General features: G+C 58.4%; 20 protein-coding genes. 11 read left to right on the top strand and 9 right to left on the bottom strand.

Going from position 1 to position 26,021, the window contains the following annotated elements; translation table 11 throughout:
• Nucleotides 1-15 precede the first annotated feature (15 nt).
• A complete protein-coding gene (locus BN1125_RS14600) occupies nt 16-1,632 on the bottom strand; it encodes a peptide ABC transporter substrate-binding protein (RefSeq protein ID WP_042013148.1) in 1,617 nt (538 codons plus the stop codon).
• Nucleotides 1,633-2,014: 382 nt separating this feature from the next.
• Here BN1125_RS14600 and fbp point away from each other — a divergent pair, with 382 nt between their 5' ends.
• Nucleotides 2,015-3,049 (top strand): class 1 fructose-bisphosphatase, encoded by a 1,035-nt coding sequence (gene fbp / locus BN1125_RS14595; RefSeq protein WP_042013147.1) that lies wholly within the window; start codon nt 2,015-2,017, stop codon nt 3,047-3,049.
• Between the two features lie 100 nt (nt 3,050-3,149).
• Here fbp and mfd read toward each other — a convergent pair whose 3' ends face one another.
• Both mfd and BN1125_RS14585 read right to left on the bottom strand, forming a co-directional pair.
• On the bottom strand, nt 3,150-6,632 hold the full coding sequence (mfd, locus tag BN1125_RS14590; RefSeq protein WP_042013146.1) for a transcription-repair coupling factor: 3,483 nt from the start codon (nt 6,630-6,632) through the stop codon (nt 3,150-3,152).
• Nucleotides 6,633-6,672: 40 nt separating this feature from the next.
• Nucleotides 6,673-7,248, bottom strand: coding sequence for a PilZ domain-containing protein (locus tag BN1125_RS14585; RefSeq protein WP_042013145.1), 576 nt, complete (start codon nt 7,246-7,248; stop codon nt 6,673-6,675).
• 76 nt (nt 7,249-7,324) lie between these two features.
• Between BN1125_RS14585 and BN1125_RS14580 the strand changes: the two genes are divergently transcribed.
• The 3 genes from BN1125_RS14580 (at nt 7,325) to lolE (ending at nt 10,588) form a co-directional block, all read left to right on the top strand.
• Nucleotides 7,325-8,560 (top strand): lipoprotein-releasing ABC transporter permease subunit, encoded by a 1,236-nt coding sequence (locus tag BN1125_RS14580; protein ID WP_042013143.1) that lies wholly within the window; start codon nt 7,325-7,327, stop codon nt 8,558-8,560.
• Between the two features lie 88 nt (nt 8,561-8,648).
• A complete protein-coding gene (gene lolD, locus BN1125_RS14575) occupies nt 8,649-9,347 on the top strand; it encodes a lipoprotein-releasing ABC transporter ATP-binding protein LolD (RefSeq protein ID WP_005336988.1) in 699 nt (232 codons plus the stop codon).
• Nucleotides 9,347-10,588 (top strand): lipoprotein-releasing ABC transporter permease subunit LolE, encoded by a 1,242-nt coding sequence (lolE, locus tag BN1125_RS14570; RefSeq protein ID WP_042013141.1) that lies wholly within the window; start codon nt 9,347-9,349, stop codon nt 10,586-10,588. Before lolD ends, lolE begins: the two co-directional genes overlap by 1 nt.
• 87 nt (nt 10,589-10,675) lie before the next feature.
• On the opposite strand, the gene yfbR is transcribed toward lolE, so the two are convergent.
• A complete protein-coding gene (yfbR, locus tag BN1125_RS14565) occupies nt 10,676-11,266 on the bottom strand; it encodes a 5'-deoxynucleotidase (RefSeq protein ID WP_042013140.1) in 591 nt (196 codons plus the stop codon).
• Between the two features lie 92 nt (nt 11,267-11,358).
• Entirely contained in the window at nt 11,359-11,793 is a 435-nt protein-coding gene (locus BN1125_RS14560) for a YccF domain-containing protein (protein ID WP_042013139.1), read from the bottom strand.
• Nucleotides 11,794-12,246: 453 nt separating this feature from the next.
• Between BN1125_RS14560 and tig the strand changes: the two genes are divergently transcribed.
• The 7 genes from tig to BN1125_RS19890 all read left to right on the top strand — a co-directional run bounded on the left by tig (nt 12,247) and on the right by BN1125_RS19890 (nt 21,488).
• Nucleotides 12,247-13,557, top strand: coding sequence for a trigger factor (gene tig / locus BN1125_RS14555; protein ID WP_042013138.1), 1,311 nt, complete (start codon nt 12,247-12,249; stop codon nt 13,555-13,557).
• 86 nt (nt 13,558-13,643) lie between these two features.
• Nucleotides 13,644-14,267 carry an ATP-dependent Clp endopeptidase proteolytic subunit ClpP gene (gene clpP, locus BN1125_RS14550; protein ID WP_042013137.1) on the top strand — a complete coding sequence of 208 codons (624 nt, stop codon included), beginning with the start codon at nt 13,644-13,646 and terminating at the stop codon, nt 14,265-14,267.
• A 70-nt stretch (nt 14,268-14,337) separates the two neighbouring features.
• Nucleotides 14,338-15,612, top strand: a complete 1,275-nt coding sequence (gene clpX / locus BN1125_RS14545) for an ATP-dependent protease ATP-binding subunit ClpX (RefSeq protein WP_042013136.1) — start codon at nt 14,338-14,340, stop codon at nt 15,610-15,612.
• Between the two features lie 141 nt (nt 15,613-15,753).
• Entirely contained in the window at nt 15,754-18,108 is a 2,355-nt protein-coding gene (lon, locus tag BN1125_RS14540) for an endopeptidase La (protein ID WP_042013134.1), read from the top strand.
• A 240-nt stretch (nt 18,109-18,348) separates the two neighbouring features.
• Nucleotides 18,349-18,621: a nucleoid-associated protein HU-beta gene (gene hupB / locus BN1125_RS14535; RefSeq protein WP_005315375.1), complete on the top strand. Its 273-nt coding sequence runs from the start codon at nt 18,349-18,351 to the stop codon at nt 18,619-18,621.
• 150 nt (nt 18,622-18,771) lie between these two features.
• On the top strand, nt 18,772-20,685 hold the full coding sequence (gene ppiD / locus BN1125_RS14530) for a peptidylprolyl isomerase (RefSeq protein ID WP_042013133.1): 1,914 nt from the start codon (nt 18,772-18,774) through the stop codon (nt 20,683-20,685).
• A gap of 509 nt (nt 20,686-21,194) precedes the next feature.
• On the top strand, nt 21,195-21,488 hold the full coding sequence (locus BN1125_RS19890; protein WP_042013132.1) for a reverse transcriptase domain-containing protein: 294 nt from the start codon (nt 21,195-21,197) through the stop codon (nt 21,486-21,488).
• A gap of 65 nt (nt 21,489-21,553) precedes the next feature.
• On the opposite strand, the gene BN1125_RS14520 is transcribed toward BN1125_RS19890, so the two are convergent.
• From BN1125_RS14520 to BN1125_RS14505, 4 genes are all read right to left on the bottom strand, one after another.
• Nucleotides 21,554-23,146 carry an ABC-F family ATPase gene (locus BN1125_RS14520; protein ID WP_042013130.1) on the bottom strand — a complete coding sequence of 531 codons (1,593 nt, stop codon included), beginning with the start codon at nt 23,144-23,146 and terminating at the stop codon, nt 21,554-21,556.
• Between the two features lie 165 nt (nt 23,147-23,311).
• Nucleotides 23,312-24,964 (bottom strand): cation/acetate symporter ActP, encoded by a 1,653-nt coding sequence (locus tag BN1125_RS14515; protein WP_042013129.1) that lies wholly within the window; start codon nt 24,962-24,964, stop codon nt 23,312-23,314.
• A gap of 11 nt (nt 24,965-24,975) precedes the next feature.
• A complete protein-coding gene (locus BN1125_RS14510; protein WP_005336970.1) occupies nt 24,976-25,287 on the bottom strand; it encodes a DUF485 domain-containing protein in 312 nt (103 codons plus the stop codon).
• Nucleotides 25,288-25,392: 105 nt separating this feature from the next.
• The gene (locus BN1125_RS14505; RefSeq protein WP_042013128.1) at nt 25,393-26,019 is read right to left on the bottom strand and encodes a 3'-5' exonuclease; all 627 of its coding nucleotides are present in this window, start codon (nt 26,017-26,019) and stop codon (nt 25,393-25,395) included.
• Nucleotides 26,020-26,021: the final 2 nt, after the last annotated feature.

The following is a 26,021-nucleotide window of genomic DNA, read 5'->3' as shown; positions in this document are numbered from 1 at the left end:
ATCTTGCCGGGCCTGTTACTGGGCAACCAGATAGAGCTCCTTGCTGTAGACCACATCCTGCGGGTTAAGGTGGGGGTAGCCTTTCACGAAAGGCTTGAGCAACCTGGATTTGACCGAGAAATAGATGGGGGCGATGGGGGCATCCGCATCAATGAGTGCCTCTGCCTGTTGATACAGGGCATTGCGTTCAGCGGGATCCAGCGAGTCGTGGGCCTTGGCCAGCAGGGCGTCGTACTCCTTGTTGAACCACTTGCCGCTGTTGGCACTGCTGCTGGAGGTCATGATGTCGAGGAAGGTGGAGGCATCGTTATAATCCCCGTTCCAGCCATAGCGGCTCACTCCGAAATCCCCCTCGTTCAGTGCCGATACCATGGTCTTCCACTCCATGTTGTTGAGGGTGGCAGTGACCCCCAGGGTGTGTTTCCACATGGAGGAGACGGCCAGCGCGATCTTTTTGTGGCTCTCGTTGGTGTTGTAGAGAATGTCCACTGTGAGTGGCTTGTCCGGGCCATAACCCGCTTCGGCCAGCAGGGCTTTGGCCTGCTTGATCCGCGCCTCTTTGCTCTGCAGCTGGCTGGCCGGTTTTTTCAATTCAAAACCGTCCACAATGGGGGGCGTGAAGCTATATGCGGCAATTTGTCCCTGTCCCAGGATCTTGTCGGTGATGGTCTCCCGGTCGATGGCCAGCGAGAGCGCCTTGCGTACTTTCGGGTCATCGAACGGTTTGCGCTGGGTATTGAAGACATAGTAATAGCTGGCCAGCGTGGGGACGCTGACCAGTTCTTCCGGGCTCTTGCTCTTGAGCTGCTTGTACTGCTCCAGCGGATAAGTGGTGTAGTGCAGTTCACCGGTGCGATAGCGGTTGTAGGCGGCGGTTTCAGAGACGATCTCCAGATAGATCACCTTGTTCAGGACGGTGTGCTGGTTGTTCCAGTAGTGGGTATTGCGCTCGGCACTCAGCCGCTCGTTGGGGGTCCACTCCTTGAGTACAAAGGCACCGTTGGAGACGATATTGCCCGGTTTGACCCAATCCTTGCCGAATTTTTCGATGGTGGCCTTGGGGGCCGGGAACGTGGTGTAGTGGGCCAGCGTCTTCAGGAAGAAGGGAACCGGATTTTTCAGGGTGACCTGCAGGGTGTGGTCATCGAGCGCCTTGATCCCGAGCTCTGACGGGCTCTTCTTGCCCTGGGTCACCTCGCTTGCATTGACTACTCCGGTCAGCTCGATAAACCAGGCGTAGTTGGAGGCAGTCTTGGGATCGGCCGCCCGTTGCCAGCCGTAGACATAATCGGCGGCAGTGACTGGTTCACCGTTGGACCACTTGGCCTCGGGCCTCAGTTTGAAGGTGTAGACGGTACCGGTTTTGTCGACGTCGTAGCTGACGGCGCCTGCTGGCTTGATCTTGCCGGTACTATCCAGCTCATAGAGCCCTTCAAACAGATCGTTGACGATGGCACTACCGGCGGTCTCTTCTACCAGCTGGGGGTCGATGGTGGTGGGTTCGGTGCCGATATTGGTCACGTAGATTTGTTGGGCATCCGGCAGCAGCTTGGTACCGGCAGGCACCTGGGCAGCCCAGGCGGGAAGGGCAAACAGTCCGGCTACCATGCCGGCAATGAGAGTCTTGTTCATTGATAATCCTTGAGTTTTATTTGCTTCCAAAGCGAAATCAGTGTGCTGGATTGGCGATTGGATCTCAAGAGGCAATGGCTGAGGGAGCAGCAGTCCCATCAGACTCCATTTTTAATGGCCCAAGGCCAGTCAGCTCATGGCTTGCCGCAGGTTATTGCCACGAATTAAGAGGCCGGAAGTTATCGATTGAAACCGAATGAAAAGCGCCTTTTACCATAACGCGAGGCGAAATAGCCTATTTAATAGGCCGCTTAATTCGCTGCAAAAACAAAAAACAGATGTTACATTAGGTTACAAATCAAGGCCGCCGGTGATCGGCATTTTTTTTGCTGACGCCTGCAAACGTTTTCAGGGTCAACGAATGCGATCTAAAGGAACAAAAATGCGAAATATGATCACCATGGGTGAGTTCATCGTCAAAAAGCAGGCGGATTATCCTACCGCGACCGGCGAGCTGACCTCGTTACTCAGCTCGATCCGTCTTGCTGCCAAGGTGGTGAACCGGGAGATCAACAAGGCGGGGCTGGCGGACATCATCGGCTCCATGGGCGCTGAAAACGTACAGGGGGAGGTGCAGCAGAAGCTGGATGTCTACGCCAACGAACGCTTCAAGGCGGCGCTGGAGGCGCGCGGCGAGGTGTGCGGTATGGCTTCGGAAGAGGAAGAGGACTTCGTGGCCTTTGACTCGCCGCTCTCCAAGAATTCCAAGTACGTGGTGCTGATCGACCCGCTCGACGGCTCCTCCAATATCGACGTCAACGTCTCGGTCGGGACCATCTTCTCCATCTACCGTCGTTTGAGCCCGCAGGGTTCGCCGGTGACGCTGGAGGACTTTCTGCAACCGGGCAACCGTCAGGTTGCCGCCGGTTATGTGGTCTACGGCTCCTCTACCATGCTGGTCTACACCACCGGTTTTGGCGTCAACGGCTTTACCTACGATCCCTCTATCGGCTGCTTCTGCCTCTCCCACGAGAACATCCGTATTCCGGAAGAGGGCAAGATCTACTCCATCAACGAGGGCAACTACATCAAGTTCCCGGACGGGGTGAAGAAGTACCTCAAATATTGTCAGGAGCGCGACGAGGCGACTCGCAGGCCCTACACCTCCCGCTATATCGGCTCTCTGGTCTCCGATTTCCATCGCAACCTGCTCAAGGGCGGCATCTACATCTATCCGTCCGGCACCAACTCGCCGAACGGCAAACTGCGCCTGCTCTATGAGTGCAACCCGATGGCATTTTTGGTGGAGCAGGCCGGTGGCAAGGCCTCCGACGGCTTTGGCCGGATCATGGATATCCAGCCCACCGCGCTGCACCAGCGTACCCCTTACTTCGTGGGCTCGACCAAGATGGTGGAGCGTGCCGAGGCCTTTATGCGTGAATTCTCCGCCCACGAGGATCCGGCCAACCAGGGCTGATAGTACGCAGCTGACAGATAGCAAATAAAAAACGGGAGCCGATTTGGCTCCCGTTTTAGTTGGTGTTATCTGTCTGGCTTGCCGCCAGCGTTGCATAGACTCACAGGCTGTTGTTGGCCAGATCTGCCAGCAAACCATCGACCAGTTTCAGGCGCATGGCGCGATCCTGGGTCGGCACCTGGAAACGCAGCCGGGTCGGCCCGTCCATCTTGTAGACCCTTGGCTGGCTGGAGAGCAGCTTGACCAGATAGGCCGGATTGACCTTGGTCTCCTGGGTGAAGTCCAGATAGCCGCCGCGCTCGCTCATCTCCACGCGGCGAATGCCAAGGGCAGTGGCACGCTGGCGGAAGGCGGCCAGCTCCAGCAGGGTTTTGGTCGCCTCCGGCAAGAGGCCAAAGCGGTCGATCAGCTCCACTTTCAGCTCTCGCAGCTCCTGCTCGTCCGCCGCACTGGCAATCCGCTTGTACATGGAGAGGCGCATGTTGACGTCCGGAATATAATCATCCGGCAACAGTGCAGGCAGGCGCAGTTCCACCTCGGTGTGCTGGCTCATCAGCTGCTCCAGCGACGGCTCCTTGCCATTTTTCAGCGCCTCGACCGCCTGCTCCAGCATCTCCATGTAGAGGGTGAAGCCGACCGATTCAATCTGGCCGCTCTGATCGTCGCCGAGCAGTTCGCCCGCACCACGGATCTCCAGATCGTGGGTCGCCAGCGCAAACCCGGCGCCGAGATCTTCGAGCGAAGCGATCGCCTCCAGCCGCTTGGCCGCATCCTTGGTCATCAGCTTGGGATGGGGGGTGAGCAGGTAGGCATAGGCCTGATGGTGGGAGCGGCCAACCCGGCCCCGCAGTTGGTGCAACTGGGCCAATCCTAAGTGATCCGCCCGATCCATGATGATGGTGTTGGCGCTCGGCACGTCGATGCCGGTCTCGATGATGGTGGTGCAGACCAGCAGGTTGAAGCGCTGATGGTAGAAGTCGGACATGATCCGCTCAAGGTCGCGCTCGCGCATCTGGCCGTGGGCGATGCCGATGCGCGCCTCCGGCACCAGCTCCGCCAGATCGGCGGCGCACTTCTCGATGCTCTCCACGTCGTTGTGCAGGTAATAGACCTGTCCGCCGCGTTTGAGTTCCCGCAGCACCGCCTCGCGCACCACAGCCGGTTCGTGCTGGCGGACAAAGGTCTTGATGGCGAGTCGCTTGGCGGGCGGGGTGGCGATGATGGAGAGATCCCGCATGCCGGCCATCGCCATGTTGAGGGTGCGCGGAATAGGGGTGGCGGTGAGGGTGAGGATGTCCACGTCGGCCCGCAGCGCCTTGATTTTCTCCTTCTGGCGCACCCCGAATCTGTGCTCCTCGTCGACCACCAACAGTCCCAGATCCTTGAAGGTGAGTTCGGCGCCGAGCAGTTTGTGGGTGCCGATGATGATGTCCACCTTGCCTTCTGCCAGCTCTTTCATCACAGCGGTCTGCTCCTTGGCGGAGCGGAAGCGGCTCAGCACCTCGACCCGCACCGGCCAGTTGGCGAAGCGGTCGCGGAAGTTGTCGTAGTGCTGTTGCGCCAGCAGGGTGGTGGGCACCAGCACGGCAACCTGCTTGCCGCCGTGCACGGCCACAAATGCCGCCCGCATCGCGACTTCGGTCTTGCCGAAACCCACGTCGCCGCACACCAGTCGATCCATGCTCTTGGCCTGACACATGTCTCCCAGCACCGCATTGATGGCGTTGAGCTGATCGTCGGTCTCCTCGAACGGGAAGCTGGCGGCAAACTGGCGATAGGCCTCTTTGTCATGCTTGAAGGCAAAACCGGCGCGGGCGGCGCGATGAGCGTAGACATCCAGCAGTTCTGCTGCCACGTCGCGCACCTTCTCGGCTGCCTTGCGCCGCGCCTTGACCCAGGCTTCGCCGCCGAGCTTGTGGCTGGGCGGGTTATCCGATCCGGTATAACGGCTGATAAGGTGCAAACTCGTGACCGGCACGAACAGCTTGTCACCGCCGGCATATTCGAGAGTCAAAAACTCGGTGGGCAGACCACCGGCGTCGATGGTTTCGAGCCCCAGATAGCGGCCGACCCCGTGATCCAGATGCACCACCGGCTGGCCCTGAGTCAGCTCGCCCAGGTTTCTGATCACCGCATCGGAGCTTAAGTTTTTGCTCTTCTCCCGCGCCCGCTTGCTGCGCACCTTGCCGCCCAGCAGTTCGGTCTCGGTGATCAGGGCCAGTGGATCCTGACCTGCCTCCTGCCACAGGAAGCCACGCTCAAGCGGCGCAACCAGCAGGCCGTGGCGATCCTGGCTCGCCATAAAGGCGTCGAGAGAGGGGAACTCCTTGGGTTGCAGCGAGATGCGCGCCAGCAGATCGCCGAGCACCTCCCGTCGCCCTTCGGATTCCACTGCAAACAGGGTGCGCCCGGCAAAACCTTGCAGGAACTGGTTGAGCGCCAGCAGGGGTTGCTCCTTGCTGTGATCGAGTTGCAGGTCGGGCAGCGCGGAGATGGGCAGATCGTGCTGACCGGCATCACCTGCGGTAGCGGCCTCTTGCAGCCGCACCGCGCCATATTGGCCGAGAGAGGCAAAGAGCTGCTCCACCGGCAGGTAGAGCTGGGCCGGGGGTAGCAGGGGGCGAGTGTTGTCCCAACGCCTGTCTTCATAGCGTTGGCCGATGTCGTTCCAGAAACGCTGGGCGGCGGGGTAGATATCCCCCACGGTGAGCAGCAGGGTCTCTTCCGGCAGGTAGTCAAACAGGCTGGCGGTCTGGTTGAAGAAGAGTGGCAGATAATACTCGATGCCGGCGGGCCAGCGCCCCTTGCTCACCTCCTGATAGACGGAACCCTCGGCCCGCGACAGCTCGAACTGCTCGCGGAACTGACCGCGAAACAGCTCGATGGCCGCCTCGTCGGTAGGGTATTCCCGGGCGGGCAGCAGGCTGACCGTCTTGACCGGTTCGCTGGAGCGCTGGGTTTCGGGATCGAACGGGCGGATGGAGTCCACCTCGTCATCGAAGAAGTCGATGCGATAGGGGCTGTTGCTGCCCATGGGGAAGAGATCGAGCAGGGAGCCGCGGGCGGCAAATTCGCCATGTTCCAGCACCTGATCCACCGCCACGTAACCCGCTTCCGCCAAGCGCCCTCTAAGTTGTTGCAGATTGAGGCGCTGACCGGCCTTTACCATCAGGCTGTATTTGTCGAGATAGACCCGGGGGGCGCAGCGCAACATCAGGGTGGAGATGGGGACGATCAGCACCCCCTTGTTCATCTGCGGCAGCTTGTAGAGGGTCTCGAGTCGCTGGGAGATGATGTCCTGATGAGGGGAGAAGGTGTCGTAGGGCAGGGTTTCCCAATCGGGGAACAGCAATACGGGCGCGGGTTGATCGGCCAGCTGCTTGTCTGCCAGCCGCTTGTTTGCCAGCAAATAGTGCAGCTCCTGCTCCAGGCGCAGGGCGCTCGGGGTATCGGCGGTGATAAGCAGTACCGGGCCCTTGGCTTCGCTGGTGAGACGGGCTGCAATCAGCGAGAGGCTGCTGCCGACCAGCTGGCCGAGTGTGATCTTTTGGCCCGCTTTGGCGGGCAAGGCGGGGAGTGTCATTGGCATGGTTCGATTCTTTTAACGTTGGCGTTGGCCGTGATTAACGCTGACGCTCTTGGGCACGCAGCTTGAGTTGTTTGGATTGCACGTGGAGGCTGGCGCGGACCAGCAGTTCACGGTCATCTTCGCGGATCCGTGCATAGTCGAGCACCACATGGGCACCATGCTCACCGGGCTCGACCTGCTTGACCTGGCCATAGCAGTAGATGGCGGTCGCCTCTTCCCGCAGGAAGATCTTGAGGCGCACTATCTGGTTCTGGTGGGGCGCCTCTCCATGACCCTGATGGGGGTGCAGGTAGGTGAGCTGGCCTGCGCTGAAGCGCAAGGTGTGGAAGCGTTGCTCGGGATGATCCTGCAGGGAGAGCACATAACCCATGATCATGTCGATCTTGCGCGACTGCTGATTGACGATCTCTATCAGGTCGTGCATCGACTCGTGATGGTTACGCAGCAGGCGGGTGGTGACCAGATCGATGGATGTGATGGAGGACGAGATCCGAAAGGGCTCCGGCAACTCAGCGTCCAGCTCCGCCAGCGAGGGAAGATGGAAGTCGGCCGGCATGGGGATCACATTGACCGGCGTGGCATGAGTGACGCTGAAGAACTGTTCCTGCATGGAGGCTATCCCTTGTTGTCATGGACTGTTTCCCTTTATTATCCGGTATCTTATTTTGTTGGCAACGTACATATCCTTGAAGATCGGACTTTTTCAGCCCCTTTCGCTGGCCATCGGCCTGCGTTATGCAGGCTCGAAGCGCAGCAATCGCTTCGTCTCATTTATCTCCCTGTTTTCTACCTTTGGTATCGCCATCGGGGTTGCCGCCCTGATGGTGGTCATTTCGGTGATGAACGGTTTCGAAGGGCAGCTCAAGGGGCGCATCCTCGGGGTGATCCCCCATGTGGTGGTGACCAATCAGGCTGGCCGCATCGATGCAGACCCGCAAGGGTTGCCGGATCTGGCCAAACTACCCCATGTGGTTGCCACGGCCCCCATGCTCGATAGCGAAGGGATGCTGCAAAGCCCCGGCCAACTGACCGGGGTGAGCGTGCAGGGGATCGACCCTGCGCAATGGCCCAAGGATGACATCCTGCACTCCCAGATGCTGGGGGGACGCCTCGATACCCTGCAGGCGGGTCACTACCGCATCGTGCTGGGGCAGGGGGTGGCACGCCGCCTCAATGTCTCCATCGGCGATCAGGTTCGTCTGATCCTGACCGAAGGGACCCGCTTCACCCCGTTTGGCCGAGTACCGGCCCAGCGCCTCTTTACCGTCTCCGGCATCTTCGGGGTCGGCGCGGATGTGGATAACCAGATTGCGCTGATCGCGCTGGGGGATGCCCAGCGGCTGCTGCGCCTGCCGACAGACACCGTCGGTGGCATTCGCCTCTGGCTCGATGATCCCTTTGCGGCCGATGAGGTGATCAAGACGCCGTTGCCGGACGGGTTGCTATGGCAGGATTGGCGCCGCGAGCGGGGCGAGCTGTTCCAGGCGGTCGCCATGGAAAAACGGATGATGGGGCTGATGCTGGTGCTGATCATCGCCGTCGCAACCTTCAACATCCTTTCTGCGCTGGTGATGGTGGTGACGGACAAGGAGGGCGAAGTGGCCATCCTGCGCACCATGGGCATGAGTGAATCGGGGATCGTCAAAATCTTCATGGTGCTTGGCGCCTCCAGCGGGGTGATTGGCGCCCTGTGTGGCGGGCTGGCGGGCCTTGCGCTCAGCCTGGGTCTCAACCCTCTGCTTAATGCGGTCGGGCTCAACCTTTATATGGCGGCGGGCGGCAGTGGTCTGCCGGTCATCGTTGAGCCAGCTCAGGTCATCACCATTTTGCTGGGCGCCGTGCTGCTGAGCTTCAGTGCCACCCTCTATCCGGCGGCCCGCGCCGCGCGGGTGAAACCGGCCGAGGCGCTGCGTTATGAATAATGCCGTGAATAATGCATCTTCTGTTGTGACTGGTGCCCCCGTTGTTGCGGGTGCCAGCGTTGTTACCGAGGCAAGTGGAGCCCCTGTTATGAATGAAGCCGTATCCCGTGAACCTCTGCTGCGCTGCCAGGCGCTCAATCATGTCTATAAAGAGGGGGAGCTGGAGACTCAGGTGCTCAAGGGAATCGATCTGTGCGTCGCGCCCGGCGAAATGCTGGCGGTGGTGGGGAGTTCGGGCTCCGGCAAGACCACTCTGCTGCATCTGATGGGGGCCCTCGACAACCCCTCCAGTGGCGCCGTGCTGTTCAAGGGGGAGGATATCCACCATTGGGACAGCCGCACCCAGGCTCGTTTTCGCAACCGCGAGCTGGGCTTTGTCTACCAGTTCCACCACCTGCTCTCCGAGTTCAGTGCGCTGGAAAATGCGGCCATGCCGCTGCTGATCGCCGGTGAGTCGGTGGCGGTTGCCACCGAAAAGGCGACCAAGATGTTGGGTCGGGTGGGGCTCTCCCATCGCTTGAATCACCGTCCCTCCGAGCTCTCCGGTGGCGAGCGGCAGCGGGTGGCGATCGCCCGGGCGCTGGTCAACGAACCGAGCTTGGTGCTGGCGGATGAGCCCACCGGCAATCTGGATCACGCCAGTGCCACCGCGGTTTACGAACTGCTGTGTGAGCTGAACCGTGAGCTGGGCACTGCGTTTGTGGTGGTGACCCATGACTTGAGTCTGGCGGCCAAGCTTCATCGCCGGGTGACCCTGGTGAGCGGCGTGATGGCGGAGGTTGCCTGATGTTCAAACCGCTGCCCCTCTTTCTGGGCCTGCGTTACAGCCGCTCCCGCCGTCGCAACGGTTTTATCGCCTTTATCTCTGCTTCTTCCCTGATCGGTATCGCCCTCGGGGTGATGGCGCTGATCCTGGGCCTCTCCGCCATGAACGGTTTCGAGCGGGAGCTCAAAGATCGGGTGCTCTCGGTCGTGCCGCAAGGGGAGCTGGACGCCGTCGAGCGGCCATTGCCGGATTGGCCCCGTCTGCGCGACTACCTGCTGGCCCAGCCGGGTGTCGAGGCCGCAGCGCCGGTCATTCGCCTCAATGGCCTGCTGGAGCACGGCTCCGCCCTCAAAGGGGTGCAGCTGCGCGCCGTGCTGCCAGATCTGGAAGCCAACTTGTCGGATGCGGGCAAATACATGACGGATCGCGGCCTGCGTGAACTGCAACCGGGTGAACGTGGCGTGATCTTGGGCAAGACCATCGCCGACAAGCTGGGAGTCAAGGTGGGGGATTCGGTCGCCCTGCTGCTGCCGCAAGGGGGCGATCAGGCCGGGATCAAGAATCCCCGCCGCGAAGCCCTGACCGTGGTGGGGCTGCTGGAGATCGGCGGTCAGCTCGACGGTCTGCTCGGCTTTATGCATCTGGCTGATGCGCAAGCGATCACCGGTATGGGCAGCGATGTGGAGGGGTTCAGCCTGCGGGTGAGCGATGTGCTCAAGGCGCAATCCATCACGGTGGCCGCCGCGCAGCAGTTCCCCCATCACGTCTATATCCGCAGCTGGATGAACAGCCAGGGTTACCTCTATCAGGACATCCAGATGGTGCGTACCGTCATGTATGTGGTGATGCTGATGGTGGTGGCCGTCGCCTGTTTCAACATCGTCTCCACCCTGGTGATGGCGGTGAACGAGAAGCGCAGCGAAATTGCCATCCTCAAAACCATGGGGGCGAGCCCCGGCCAGATCCGGCTCACCTTCGTCATTCAGGGGATGGTCAACGGGGTGGCCGGTGCGCTGCTTGGGGCTCTGCTGGGTGGCCTGCTCTCCAGCAAGCTGACCCAGATCCTGAGCGTTGTCGAAAAGCTCATTGGCCACCGCTTCCTCAATCCGGATATCTACTTCATCGACTTCTTGCCGACCGAGTTGCATATGGAGGATCTGCTCATCGTGACAGGCGCCGCCATCCTGATGAGTCTGGTGGCGACCCTCTATCCCGCCTGGCGGGCGAGCGGTCTGGTGCCGTCCCGCGAGCTGGGTCACTGATGCGTCGCATCTGAATGGTTGAAAATAACAAAGGGCCCGCCGGTGCAAACCGGCGGGCCCTTCGGTTTTCAGGTCGAGTGACCTTGCTTAGTGTGCGTTCAGTTCATCGAGCGGCAGCGAAAAGCTTGGTACAAAGACATCGATAAAGTAGCGCATCTCATCGCTCATCCGGGCTGTCAGCATGGCTTCGAGTCGTTTGCGAGCCGGTTCAAACTCCCGGTTGCCCGCGTTAATCTCTTCGAGGCACTTGGTATAGGCGCAGAGGGTGTCGGCATCCTTGACCAGCCTGGCCAGCTCGCCATCCTGGGCTGCCGAATCGAGCAGCGGGCGAAAATCCTCCACCAGTTCCTGCGGCAGCATGCCAAGCAGACGCTGCTCGGCGGCCAGCTCTATCTTTTTGTACTCACGGGCGATTTCGGGATTGAAGTATTTGACCGGGGTGGGCAGATCGCCGGTCAACACCTCGCTGCTGTCGTGGTAGAGCGCCATCACGGCGGCGCGGTCGGCATTCACGCTGCCACCAAACAGCCGGTTTTTGATGATGCCGAGGGCATGGGCCACCATGGCCACCTGCAGGCTGTGCTCGGCGATGTTTTCCGGCTGGATGTTGCGCATCAGGGGCCAGCGGTAGATGAGTTTCATGCGGGCGAGATTGGCGAAAAAGTGGCTGGGTAACATGATGGCCTCAACAAAAGAGAATAAAAAAGGGCAGACCCCAGTCTGCCCTTTTTTTCGTGGCAGGGCAGCGTCTGCCCGCGCATTTCCCGCAGTTAGCGGATATAGCGGCCCGTTTCCGCCTCTTGGTTGGTCACTATCATCTGGCCGATGGGAGCCAAACTGATGAGTGCCAGCTTGAGGTGCTGGATACCGAACGGGATACCGATGATGGTGACAAAGCAGGCCAGTGCGGAGGCGATGTGGCCGATGGCTAGCCAGATACCGATCAACACGAACCAGAGGATGTTGCCAATCAGCCCCAGGGTGCCGGTACCGATATCGCACTGGCCGGTCATGGTCTTGCGATTGACCGCCTGCTTGCCAAACGGGAAGAAGGTAAAGGTGCCGATCACGAAGCAGGCACGTCCCCAAGGGATGCCGATGAGCGAGATAAAGCAGATAAGACCGGCCAGCCACCAGGCCAGGCCCATAAAGATACCTCCCAGTACAAACCAGAGCAGATTGAACAAGAAGCGGAAAAAGGCCATGTGAGTGACTCCAGATACATCATTTTGGTTGCCACCATAACGAGGGAGGGGGAGGGACGCAACGGTTGATTGGCCCAATCGCCATTTGGCGGAATAAATCGAGTCGTTGCCGGGGATGACAGGTCAATTTCCCCGCATTTTGGCATTCAATATGAGAGAACAACCGGATTTATGCAGAAAAAAGGTCAACCAGCGTAAAATAATCGACAGGTGATGGTTGAAGTCTGGGCCCTCTCTCCCCATATAAAGGGGAGTTTTGCATGAATTGTGCTTGCACGCCGCTCAATGTGGGGGATGTGTGGCTCGACTCGACCAAAGTGCGCCGCTATAATGCCGCGTCATATTTTCTCATCACAAAGACATATCGTTGTCTTTATAAACAGGAAGACTCCGGGCTTTGCCCAGGGGCAATAAAGGGTCAGCACCCAGTGCTGAGTTGAACGAGGTAGAAGAATGCAAGTTTCTGTAGAGACAACCCAGGGTCTGGAACGCCGTCTTACCATCACTGTACCGGCCGCTACCGTAGACGCCGCTGTGCGTAAAGAATTGAATGGCCTGGCCAAAACCCGTCGTATCGACGGTTTCCGTCCTGGCAAGGCTCCGGTTGCCATCATCAAGAAGATGTTCGGCGCCATGGCTCACGCCCGTGTTGCTGATGAAATGATGCAGAGCAACTTCATCAAGGCCATCATCGAGAACAAACTGAGCCCGGCCGGTGCCCCGACCATGGATCCGAAAGAGATCCAGGAAGGTCAGGATTTCGAATTCACTGCCACGTTCGAAGTGTACCCGGAGTTCGAAGTTGCTGGTCTCGATACAATCAAGGTCGAGAAGCCGGTTGCATCTGTCAAGGATGAAGATCTGGCCAACATGATCGACACCCTGCGCAAGCAGCACGCTACCTGGGCTGACGTCGACGCCGCCGCTGCCAATGAGATGCGTGTTACTCTGGACTTCGTCGGTTCCATTGACGGTGAAGAGTTCGACGGCGGCAAAGCCGAAGGCTTCAACCTGGTACTGGGCGCTGGCCGCATGATCCCGGGCTTCGAAGACGCCATCCTGGGCAAGAAAGCGGGCGACGAGTTCACCATCGAAGTGACCTTCCCGGCTGACTACCATGCTGAAAACCTGAAAGGCAAAGAAGCCAAGTTCGCTTCCAAGCTGATCAAGGTTGAAGAGCAGATCCTGCCTGAGCTGACCGAAGAGTTCGTCAAGCGTTTCGGCATCGAGAGCGGTTCTGTTGAAGAGCTGAAAGCCGAAGTGCGCAAGAACATGGAGCGCGAACTGGCTCAAGCCCTGAAAAACAGTGTGAAAGAGCAGGTTCTGAACGGTCTGGTTGAAGCCAACCTGATCGACCTGCCGAAGGCTGCTGTTGCTCAAGAGATCGACACCCTGCGTCAGCAGGCTCTGCAGCGCTTCGGTGGTTTCCAGGGCGGCAACGCACCTGAGCTGCCGGCTGAACTGTTCCAGGCTCAAGCCGAGCGTCGTGTACGCGTAGGCCTGCTGCTGGGCGACGTGATCCGCACCAACGAGATCAAGGCTGACGATGCACGGGTGACCAGCATCATCGAGTCCATGGCGACTGCCTACGAAGATCCGAAGGAAGTGATCGAGTACTACCAGAAGAACGAACAGATGCTGAATGGCGTTCGTAACCTGGCAGTTGAAGATCAAGCCATCGACCTGATCCTCTCCAAAGCGCAAGTGACCGAAAAAGAAGTTGCCTTTGACGACGTGATCAACAAGTCTGGCACCGCTGCCTAAGAACATTTGACTTAAGGTCAAGACTGTTAAGTATAATGGCTCGTGTGATCTCCACTCGGGCCATTTTATTTTAGGGACAATGCCTTATGTATAAAAACTATAATGATGTAACGGAATCCCCGCGCAATGCACTCATCCCTATGGTGGTAGAGCAGACCGCAAAGGGGGAGCGTTCCTACGACATCTATTCCCGTCTGCTGAAAGAGCGGGTGATCTTCCTGACCGGTCAGGTCGAAGATCAGATGGCCAATCTGGTGGTGGCTCAGTTGCTGTTCCTTGAGTCCGAGAACCCGGACAAGGACATCTATATCTACATCAACTCACCGGGTGGTTCGGTGACTGCCGGTATGTCAATTTATGACACCATGCAGTTCATCAAGCCGGATGTCAGCACCATCTGTATGGGTCAGGCCTGCTCCATGGGGGCCTTCCTGCTGGCTGCGGGTGCCAAGGGCAAGCGTTTCTGTCTGCCGAGTGCCCGGGTGATGATCCACCAGCCGCTGGGCGGCTTCCAGGGTCAGGCATCTGATATTCAGATCCATGCCCAGGAGATCCTGAAGATCAAGAATACCTTGAACGATCGTTTGGCGTTCCACACCGGTCAGGAGATTGCTACCATTGAGCGTGATACCGATCGCGACAACTTCATGTCCGCCGAGCAGGCCGTGGCCTATGGTCTGGTAGACGGTGTTCTGAGCCAGCGTAGCTGAGCAGGGTGTCCCGGTCTGTTGTAAACTCAACAGGCCGATCCATCCTCTATTGATAAAACGAGGTTGCTGAATGACAGAGAAACGCAAGGGTGAGGGTGACAAGCTGCTCTACTGCTCTTTTTGCGGCAAAAGCCAGCATGAAGTGCGCAAGCTGATCGCTGGCCCTTCCGTCTACATATGCGATGAGTGTGTCGAGCTGTGCAACGACATCATCCGCGAAGAGATCCGTGAGATCTCCCCCAAGCGAGATGGTAACGAGCTGCCGACCCCCCATCAGATCCGCGCTCATCTCGATGACTATGTGATCGGGCAGGAGTATGCCAAGAAGGTGTTGGCCGTTGCCGTCTACAACCACTACAAGCGTCTGCGTAATAGCGGCGAAAACAGTGGTGTGGAGCTCGGAAAATCCAACATTCTGCTGATTGGCCCGACCGGTAGTGGCAAAACCCTGCTGGCCGAGACTCTGGCTCGTCTGCTGGATGTGCCGTTCACCATGGCCGATGCGACCACCCTGACCGAAGCCGGTTATGTGGGCGAGGATGTAGAGAACATCATCCAGAAGCTGCTGCAAAAGTGCGACTACGACGTAGAGAAGGCCCAGCGTGGCATCGTCTACATCGACGAGATCGACAAGATCTCCCGCAAGTCGGACAACCCCTCCATCACCCGCGATGTCTCCGGGGAAGGGGTACAGCAGGCACTGCTCAAGCTGATCGAAGGGACCATTGCTTCCGTGCCGCCGCAAGGTGGTCGCAAGCATCCGCAGCAAGAGTTCTTGCAGGTAGATACCTCCAAGATCCTCTTCATCTGTGGCGGTGCCTTTGCCGGTCTGGACAAGGTGATCGAGCAGCGTTCCGTGAAAGGAACCGGTATCGGTTTTAGTGCCGAGGTGAAATCCAAGGATGCCAAGGCGACCCTGAGCGAGACCTTCGCCAAGGTGGAGCCGGAAGATCTGATCAAGTACGGTCTGATCCCCGAGTTCATCGGTCGTCTGCCGGTGGTCGCAACCCTGACCGAGCTGGACGAGGCTGCCCTCATCCAGATCCTGCAAGAGCCGAAAAATGCGCTGACCAAGCAGTATGCTGCATTGTTCGATCTGGAAGGGGTTGAACTCGAGTTCCGTGAAGATGCATTGCACGCCATTGCCCGCAAGGCGATGGAGCGCAAAACCGGCGCCCGCGGCCTGCGTTCCATCGTGGAAGCCGTGCTGCTCGATACCATGTATGACCTACCTTCTCTGGAGGGGGTTAGCAAGGTGGTGATCGACGAGACCGTGATCAAAGGGGACTCTGCCCCCCTGATGATCTATGAAAATGCCGAGACCCAGGCGGCCGCATCAGAGTAAATGTCTGATTTTTAATCAAATGAAAGGGGCTTTTTGCCCCTTTCATGCTTTTTGCGGTTTCGGCGATTGAATCTCATCTCAGCGCCCCCATATACTCAGCCAAGCGCTTTGCCAACGGTATAACAAGCCGAGAGGACATATATGAACCTAGAGCGTTCAGAACGCATCGAGATTCCCGTCCTGCCTCTTCGTGACGTGGTGGTTTACCCCCATATGGTCATTCCACTCTTTGTGGGGCGGGAAAAATCCATTCGCTGTCTGGAAGCGGCCATGGAGCAGGACAAGAAAGTTCTGCTGGTGGCCCAGAAGGATGCATCAACCGATGAGCCGACCGTGGAGGAGATCTTCACCGTCGGGACAGTGGCCAATATTCTGCAGATGCTCAAGCTACCGGATGGCACCGTCAAGGTGCTGGTAGAGGGGGGACAGCGTGCCCGCCTGGAGCGGATGATCGACGACAAGGATTTCTTTGTCTGCGAGGCCCAGTACATCCCTTCCAAGGCTATTGACGACAAGGATCAGGAAGTCCTGGTTCGTTCCGCCATCGGTCAGTTTGAAGGCTATATCAAGCTTAACAAGAAGATCCCGCCGGAGGTACTCACCTCGATTTCGGCGATCGATGATGCGGCGCGTCTGGCCGATACCATGGCCGCCCACATGCCGCTCAAGCTGGAAGACAAGCAGAAGGTGCTGGAAATTGTCTCCGTCTCCGAGCGCATCGAATTCCTGATGGCGATGATGGAGTCGGAGATTGACCTGTTGCAGGTCGAGAAACGCATCCGCACGCGCGTCAAGAAGCAGATGGAGAAGAGCCAGCGCGAGTATTACCTCAACGAGCAGATGAAGGCCATCCAGAAAGAGCTGGGTGAGCTGGAAGATAGTCCGGACGAGTTTGAAGCCCTCAATCGCAAGATTGAAGAGGCGGGCATGCCGGAAGACGCTCGTGAAAAGGCCCTGGCCGAGCTTGCCAAGCTGAAGATGATGTCTCCCATGTCCGCCGAGGCTACCGTGGTTCGCAGCTATGTGGACTGGATGGTACAGGTGCCGTGGAAGGTGCGCTCCAAGGTCAAGAAAGACTTGGGCAAGGCGCAAGAGGTGCTGGATGCCGATCACTATGGCCTTGAAAAGGTCAAGGATCGCATCCTCGAATATCTGGCGGTACAGGCGCGGGTGAACAAGCTCAAGGGCCCCATCCTCTGTTTGGTTGGACCTCCCGGTGTGGGCAAGACCTCGCTGGGCCAATCCATTGCCAAGGCGACCGGTCGCAAATACGTGCGTATGGCCTTAGGGGGCGTGCGTGACGAGGCGGAGATCCGCGGTCATCGCCGCACCTACATAGGTTCCATGCCGGGCAAGCTCATCCAGAAGATGGCGAAAGTCGGCGTGAAGAATCCGCTGTTCCTGCTCGACGAGATCGACAAGATGAGCTCGGACATGCGCGGTGATCCCGCCTCTGCGCTGCTGGAAGTGCTGGATCCGGAGCAGAACAACAGCTTCAACGATCACTACCTGGAAGTGGACTATGACCTGTCGGACGTGATGTTCGTGGCCACCTCCAACTCCATGAACATACCGGGCCCCTTACTGGACCGGATGGAAGTGATCCGTCTCTCCGGTTACACGGAAGATGAGAAGCTCAACATTGCCAAGCAGCATCTGGTTGCCAAGCAGATCCAGCGTAACGGCTTGAAAGAGTCCGAGATCACCATCGAGGATTCCGCTTTGATCGGTGTGATCCGTTACTACACCCGCGAGGCGGGGGTACGCAGCCTGGAGCGCGAAATCTCCAAGATCTGTCGCAAGGCGGTCAAACGCATCCTACTGGACAAGAGCATCAAGCATGTTCTGGTCAACCAGGAGAACCTCAAGGAGTTCCTCGGGGTTCAGCGCTTTGACTACGGTAAGGCGACCGATCAGAACCAGATTGGCCAGGTGTGTGGTCTGGCGTGGACCGAAGTGGGGGGCGATCTGCTCACCATCGAAACCACCAACATGCCGGGTAAGGGCAAGCTCACTTATACCGGCTCTCTCGGTGAAGTGATGCAGGAGTCCATCCAGGCTGCCATGACGGTGGTGCGGACCCGTGCCGAGAAGCTGCGCATTAATGCGGACTTCTATGAGAAGCGCGATATCCATGTGCACGTGCCGGAAGGGGCAACCCCGAAAGATGGTCCGAGCGCCGGTATCGCCATGTGTACCGCCCTGGTCTCCAGCTTGACCGGTAATCCGGTTCGTGCTGATGTGGCGATGACAGGAGAGATCACCCTGCGCGGCGAAGTGCTGCCCATCGGTGGTCTCAAGGAGAAGTTGCTGGCAGCGCATCGTGGCGGCATCAAGCGAGTGCTTATTCCGAAAGAGAACGAGCGTGACCTCGAGGAGATCCCGGCCAACGTCAAACAAGACCTTGAAATTTATCCGGTTCGCTGGATTGACGAGGTGCTGGAACTGGCGTTGCAGGAGAATCCGCAGGGGTTTGAACGGGTTTCTGCTGTGTAAATGTTGATGCGCCGCAAATTTGGCGCATTCGGTGGGTGGTTAAGGCTTGCATGCGTCTGATAACGGAAGTAGCCTTGACCACCGATCGGGTACTCGTGATGAGTCGCAATGCGTTGTGTGGCGCGGGTTTGCGCCAGATTGTCACTTGCAACTGATCAGGAGGCTTGCTATAAAACCTCCACTTGTTGTGGCCAGGGAAATCGGCGCCGCAGCGATGTTCGATAAAAGGGGAATATAAGAGTGAATAAATCTCAACTGATTGACAAGATTGCAGACGGTGCTGATATCTCCAAAGCCGCTGCTGGCCGTGCGCTGGATGCTTTCATTGATGCTGTTGGTGAAGCACTGAAAGAGGGTGACCAGGTTGCTCTGGTTGGTTTCGGTACCTTCGCTGTGCGCGAACGCGCTGCCCGTTCTGGCCGTAACCCGCAAACAGGCGCGACCATCGAAATCGCTGCTGGTAAAGTTCCTGCCTTCAAAGCCGGCAAGGCCCTGAAAGACGCTGTTAACTAATCTGGACGCTGATATACGTCGGCTACCGTCCTTGGTCGCAGACCAGACAAGTTAGAGAGTCTTCTCTCATACTGATTGACCAAGGCGCATCGCAATCGGTGCGCCTTTTTATTGTTTACGCCCATCGAGTTCGGGAGCATAAGTACAAACATGATGTTGGATAAACTACGCGAAGGGGCGCAGGGCAAGGTAGCCAAGGTTATCTTGGGCCTGATCATCCTCTCCTTTGCCTTGGCTGGTGTAGGTAGTTACCTGAACGGCCCGGCCCGTACCGCCCCCGCCGCCGTCAATGGCACCGAGATCAGTGCTGCGGCACTGGAAAATGCCTACCGTAACGAGCGCGCCCGCATGGAATCCCAGATGGGAGAGGCCTTTAGCCAGCTGGCCACGAACCCCGATTACATGAAACAGTTCCGCCGCGGCGTGCTGGATCGGCTGATCGATCAGGCCCTGCTGGACAGCAAGGCCCGTGAACTGGGTCTGCGCATCAGCGACGAACAGATCAAGCAAGCCATCGTGGCTATGCCGGAGTTTGCTGAAAACGGCAAGTTCAACAATGACCGCTATCTGCAGTTGATCCGTCGTGCCGGTATGACGCCGGAGATGTTCCGTGACTCTCTGCGTCAGGACATGGTGCGTCAACAGCTGATGGGGGCGCTGCTGGGCACCGAATTCTCCCTCAAGGGGGAAGCGGAGCAGCTCGACAAGCTTTATAACCAGACGCGCGATCTGCGTCTGGTGCGTCTGGCTGCCGCCAACTACATGGCCGATGTTCAGGTCTCCGACAACGAGCTGGAGCAGTATTACAAGACCAATGGCGCCCGTTTCATGAACGACGAGCAGGTCAAGGTCGACTATTTGCTGCTGGACGCCGCCAACCTCGCCAAGGATATCAAGGTCACCGAGCAGGATGCCCAGGATTACTATGATCAGCACCAGGATCTGTTCCAGCGTGCCGAGCGTCGTCAAGTAGCGCATATCCTGATCCCGTTTGGCAAGGACGAGAAAGCGGCTGAGCAGCAAGCAGAAACCGTGCTGGCCAAGGCCAAGGCGGGTGAAGATTTCGCAGCACTGGCCAAAGCTGACTCTTCCGATACCTTCTCTGCCAAAAAAGGCGGCGAGCTGGACTGGTTCGAGAAAGGGGTGATGGATCCGGCCTTCGAGAAAGCCGCCTTTGCCCTGGCCAAGGCGGGGGATCTTTCCGGCGTGGTGAAGAGCCCGTTCGGTTTCCACATCATCAAGCTGCTCGGCGTTGAAGCTGCCCAGACCAAACCGTTTGCCGATGTGAAGGAAGAGACCATCACTCGTCTGCAAGCTGACAAGGCCAAGGAGAAATTCTTCGCCGAGCAGCAGAAGATGGCTGACAACAGCTTCGAAAACCCGGATTCGCTGGACATGACCGCCGAGGCCATGGGAATGAAGGTTGAGTCTAGTGATTACTTCACCCAGGCGACTGCCCCGGCTTCGCTGAACGATCCCAAGGTGCTCTCCGTGGCGTTCTCCGAGCAGTTGCGTGATGACAACACCAACTCCGACGTGATTGAGCTCTCCGATGGCAAGGCGCTGGTACTGCACATCACTGGTCACAAGCCCAAAGCGGTCAAGCCGCTGGCCGAGGTGAAAGAGCAGGTGATTGCCGCCATCAAGCATGACAAGGCTAGCGAAGTGGCCCGTGGCAAGGCTCAGGGCCTGCTGGACAAGCTGAAAGTCGGTGAGAGCATCAATGACGATCTGACTGCGCTCAGTCTGAAAGTGGAGACCCACAAAGGGGTGGCCCGCTTCGATCGTCAGCTTGATCAGAATCTGATTGCCCAGGCGTTTACGCTGCCCCATCCGATCGACGGCAAGCCGAGCGTGGCGCTGGTTGCCGAGGCCAACGGTGACCGTGTGGTGGTTGCGCTGGACAAGGTGAATGTCCCGGCGGCAGCATCTGGGATGGCCGCCATGCTGCAAGGTCAGCTGGGTCAGGGCAAGGCGCAGGTGGATTACAAGTCACTGATCGACGAGCTGCGCAAATCAGCCAAGATCGAGTACTTCACCAGCGTGGAAGCGACTGTCGAGTAATCCTCAGGGCTACCTCATGAAACGGCTCCTTAATGGAGCCGTTTTTTTATCTGGTACGCCGAGCATGGCGCTATCCGGTCACTGTGGTGGTGACAGGATGACTTGGAGGTGTAAGTCCTCTACACACCCGGCAAAGGTGTTCACCGCGAGGTGACATCTGAAGGAAGCCGAAGGCAAAATGCTGGCCTGACGAACAGCAAGCGGCTGAGGCGGCGTAACGGGGCAAGGCGGCCAGTATCGTCAACGCCCAATACTTGCACGGAACGTTACGACGTAAAGCCGACAGGCATAAGCAGGAAGGTCGCGCGAATTACCTCGGGAGGTCTGCACACACCTGCCATGGTGCTACTGACATCGGGAGGTGTCGGGATGGGTATGCAGAAGTCAGCCGAAGCCGTAGTAGTGATGGGCAACCGCCAGCACGAAGGACCGAACATGATTAACCGTGATTAGGACAATGAATACTCGATGTTGATTAATGACGCACAAAAGCCCAGGCCACCGTGACCATGAACGCAGGAGACGAGCAGAACTCGTCAAGGGCGGAGCAGGAAAGACGTGGGCACCACGTCTGCCGCTACGCAGACGACTGCAACTTATATGTAGGCCACAGCCGCAAAGCGGGAGAGCATCTACTGAAGGAGATCAGCGAGTTCTTGGAGAGGAAGCTGAAGCTACAGGTGAATGTGCAGAAGATCGCGGTGGCGAGGCCATGGGAGCGGAAGTCCCTGGGCTATAGCGTGACGGAGCACAAGACTACGAAGTGGCTTTGTGCTTGCGCCCCACTACCATGGGCAACATAAACAGGGAATATAAAAAAACCGGCACCAAGTGCCGGTTGATCATTGCGGGTAAGAGCAGGGTGACGTTACACCACGCCCAGAGTACGCAGGTAATCCTCGTAGGTGCCGCCGAAGTCGCGGATACCATCTTCGCTCAGCTCGAGGATGCGGGTCGCCAGAGAGGAGACGAATTCGCGGTCGTGGGAGACGAAGATCAGGGTACCCTTATACATCTCGAGGGCCAGGTTCAAGGATTCGATAGATTCCATGTCCAGGTGGTTGGTCGGCTCATCCATGATCAGGATGTTGGGGCGCTGCATCATCAGCTTGCCGAACAGCATACGACCCTGTTCACCACCGGAGAGCACCTTGACCGGCTTCTTGATGTCATCCTGGGAGAAGAGCAGGCGACCGAGGATAGAGCGTACCGCCTGCTCGTCTTCGTTCTCCTGTTTCCACTGGGCCATCCAGTCGAACACATTGAGATCGGTGTCGAAGTCTTCGGCATGATCCTGGGCGTAATAACCGATCTGGGCGTTCTCGGACCACTTGATAGTGCCGGTGTCCGGTGTCAAATCGCCAACGAGCGTCTTGATAAGGGTCGATTTACCGATACCGTTGGTACCCAGAATGGCGACCTTCTCGCCCACTTCCAGCATCATGTTGAGGCCCTTAAACAGGGGCGCTTCGCCATAACCTTTGGATACACCTTCGATTTCCAGGATGTTGCGGTAGAGCTTCTTCTCCTGCTCGAAGCGGATGAAGGGGTTCTGACGGCTGGAGACCTTCACTTCCTCAATCTTGATCTTGTCGATCTGCTTGAGGCGGGATGTCGCCTGGCTGGACTTGGAGGCGTTGGCACTGAAACGGGAGACGAAGGATTGCAGATCGGCGATCTGGGCCTTCTTCTTGGCGTTGTCGGCCAGCAGACGCTCGCGCGCCTGGGTCGCAGCCAGCATGTAATCGTCGTAGTTGCCCGGGTAGACGCGCAGCTCGCCGTAATCCAGATCCGCCATATGGGTACAGACGGAGTTCAGGAAGTGGCGGTCGTGAGAGATGATGATCATGGTGCTTTCACGATCGTTGAGCACCTGCTCCAGCCAGCGAATGGTATTGATATCCAGGTTGTTGGTTGGTTCGTCAAGCAGCAGGATGTCAGGGTTGGAGAACAGCGCCTGTGCCAGCAGCACCCGCAGTTTCCAGCCCGGCGCCACTTCGCTCATGGGGCCATTGTGCTGTTCGATGGGGATACCGGCGCCCAGCAGCAATTGACCGGCACGGGCTTCGGCGGTGTAGCCGTCATATTCGGCGACCAGCCCTTCCAGCTCGGCGGCCTTCATGTAGTCGTCATCGGTCGCTTCCAGGTTGGCGTAGATGGCATCGCGCTCGGCGATGGCGGCCCACAGCTCGGTGTGGCCCATCATCACCACGTCCAGGACCCGGGTATCTTCGTAGGCGAATTGATCCTGGCGCAGCTTACCGATGCGCTCATTGACGTCCAGGCTCACATTACCGCCGCTGGGCTCCAGATCGCCGCCGAGGATCTTCATAAAGGTGGACTTGCCACAGCCGTTGGCGCCAATAAGGCCATAGCGGTTGCCGCCGCCAAACTTGACGTTGATGTTCTCAAACAGCGGCTTGGCGCCGAATTGCATGGTGATGTTATTGCTGCTTAACAAAGTGAGTGTCCCGGTTGGTCTGTCAAATGGCGCGCATTATGGCACAGATCCCCCAAATGTTTTAGCAAGAAGTGTGATCCAGAGCGGTCTGTTGTGCACTTTGCTGCGCAGGGAGTGACCATAAAAAAGCCGGCGCGAAGCCGGCATGTTTGTGTCATCCCGATATCAGTGGGAGGTGGCGCCAGAAGCACCCAGCCCGGTTTGCGAGCGAACGAACTGCGGCAGGAACTTGGCATGCTCGTCAGCTGCGTTTTGCGAGCTGTCAGTGATGGAGAAGAACCAGATCCCGACGAAGGCCAGCCCCATGGAGAAGAGGGCAGGGTACTCGTAGGGGAAGATAGCCTGGGCATGGCCCAGCACTTTCACCCACACGGTCGGGCCCAGGATCATCAGGGTCACGGCGCTCACCAGTCCCAACCAGCCACCGTAGACGGCGCCACGGGTGGTCAGACGGGACCAAAACATGGAGAGGAACAGCACCGGGAAGTTGCAACTGGCGGCGATGGAGAAGGCCAGACCCACCATGAAGGCGATATTCTGCTTCTCGAACAGGATCCCCAGACCGATGGCAACTACACCCAGAACCAGGGTGGTCATCTTGGAGATGCGCAGCTCGTCCGTTTCGTTGGCTTTTCCGTTCTTCAGCACGCTGGCGTAGAGGTCATGGGAGACCGCAGAGGCACCTGCCAGGGTCAGACCGGCGACCACCGCCAGTATGGTGGCAAAGGCGACCGCAGAGATGAAGCCGAGGAACAGGCTGCCACCCACCGCATCGGCCAGATGCACCGCGGCCATGTTGGTACCGCCCAGCAAGGCGCCGGTGGTATCCTTGAAGGCCGGATTGGTGCTGACCAGCAGGATGGCGCCAAAGCCGATGATAAAGGTCAGGATGTAGAAGTAGCCGATAAAGCCGGTAGCGTAGAACACGGACTTGCGCGCCTCTTTGGCATCGCTCACGGTGAAGAAACGCATCAGGATATGGGGCAGGCCGGCGGTGCCGAACATCAATGCCAGACCGAGCGAGATGGCGGAGATGGGGTCAGCTACCAAGCCACCCGGGCTCATGATGGCGATCCCTTTCTCGTGCACCTTGACCGCTTCGCTAAACAGGGCACCGATATCGAAGTTGACCGATTTCATTACCATGATGGCCATGAAGCTGGCACCGGAGAGCAGCATCACTGCCTTGATGATCTGCACCCAGGTGGTGGCCAGCATGCCGCCAAACAGCACGTAGAGCACCATCAGGATACCGACCAGCACCACGGCAACGTGATATTGCAGACCAAACAGCAGCTCGATCAGTTTGCCGGCACCGACCATCTGGGCGATCAGGTAGAGAGCGACAACCACCAGCGAACCACAGGCGGAGAGGGTGCGCACTTCAGTCTGCTTGAGACGGTAGGAGGCGACATCGGCGAAGGTGTATTTGCCGAGGTTGCGCAGTCGCTCGGCGATCAGGAACAGAATGATGGGCCAGCCCACCAGAAAACCGATGGAGTAAATCAGGCCATCGTAACCGGAGGTGTAGACCAGCGCGGAGATCCCGAGGAAGGAGGCGGCGGACATATAGTCACCGGCGATGGCCAGACCGTTCTGGAAGCCGGTGATACGGCCACCGGCCGCATAGTAGTCGGAAGCCGAGCGGTTGCGCTTGGAGGCCCAGTAGGTGATACACAGGGTAGCGGCCACGAAGATGACAAACATCACGATGGCCGAGATATTCAGGGGTTGTCGTTGCACATCACCAGTGAGCGCATCCGCCGCCAGCAGGGGGGATGAGGCCAGTGATGCAAACAGCAGCCACTTGCCTTTCATGCTTTTTGCTCTCATGACTGCACTCCCTTGAGGATCTTCTGATTCAGCTCGTCAAACTCGCCGTTGGCACGAAACACATAGATGCCGGTCAACACGAAGGAGGAGAGGATCAGTCCCACCCCGACCGGAATGCCACGGGTGACGGTGGTGCTGTCGCTGAGCGGGGTGCCGAGCCAACCGGGGGCAAAGGCGATGAGCAGAATAAACGCCAGGTAGAGTCCCAGCATCAGAGCCGAGAGGGCCCAGGCAAAACGCTGGCGCTTGGCGACCAGCTCCTGGAAGTTGGGATCTTGCTGGATCCTCAGATAGCTTTGCTGTTCCATTGCAGTTCTCCATGACATAAGTGTCAGCGGTGGATGGGGTAACCCCGACGAGCAGGGGACCTGCCCATGTAACTAAAATGTGAATTAAATGTTATTGGCGGGCAATTAGACTTTGGGATAAGCCAGTGGCGAGCCGCAGGTGAGGCGCAGATAGATGAGCGCCGCCGTGGTGGCATCGGCGAGGGCATCGTGGACGGGCAGGGCGGGCAGTTGCAGGTGGTTGCATATGGCACTCAAATGCAGGTCGATGGCTGCATCGGGATAGCGGCGATAGAGCTGGTCGTGATAGAGCTGGCTCACCTCGACCCCTCGCTGGGGCAGGGTCAATCCCCACAATTTCTGGCAGGCGAGATTGAGAATACGCAGGTCATAGGCGATGTGATAGCCCACCAGTTCACGGGGGCCGATAAAGTCGAGCAGCAGGCGCAGCGCGGCTTCTAGCGTCATTCCCTGTTGCAGATCGTGATGGCGCAGGCCGTGGATCACCACAGATTGTCCGGTCAGGCTGGCCGGTGGCTGCACCTTGATGGCTAGGGCCTCGCCGGTCAGCAGCCGGTTACCCTGAATGCGCACCGCCCCAATGGAGACGATCTCGGCCTGCTCGGGATCGAGACTGGTGGTCTCGAAATCGAGGGCGATCCGTTCATCTTTCGGTGGGGTGGCAAAGAGTGGCGCGAACTCGCCCGTTCGGAACGCACGGCCATACCAGTAGCGTCGAACGCGGCTCAACATGG

It is taken from the genome of Aeromonas fluvialis (genome assembly GCF_000819885.1).
Classification (GTDB): Bacteria; Pseudomonadota; Gammaproteobacteria; order Enterobacterales; family Aeromonadaceae; genus Aeromonas; species Aeromonas fluvialis.
The sequence above is the reverse complement of the archived record's forward strand: the minus strand, read 5'-3'. Positions and strand labels throughout refer to the sequence as shown.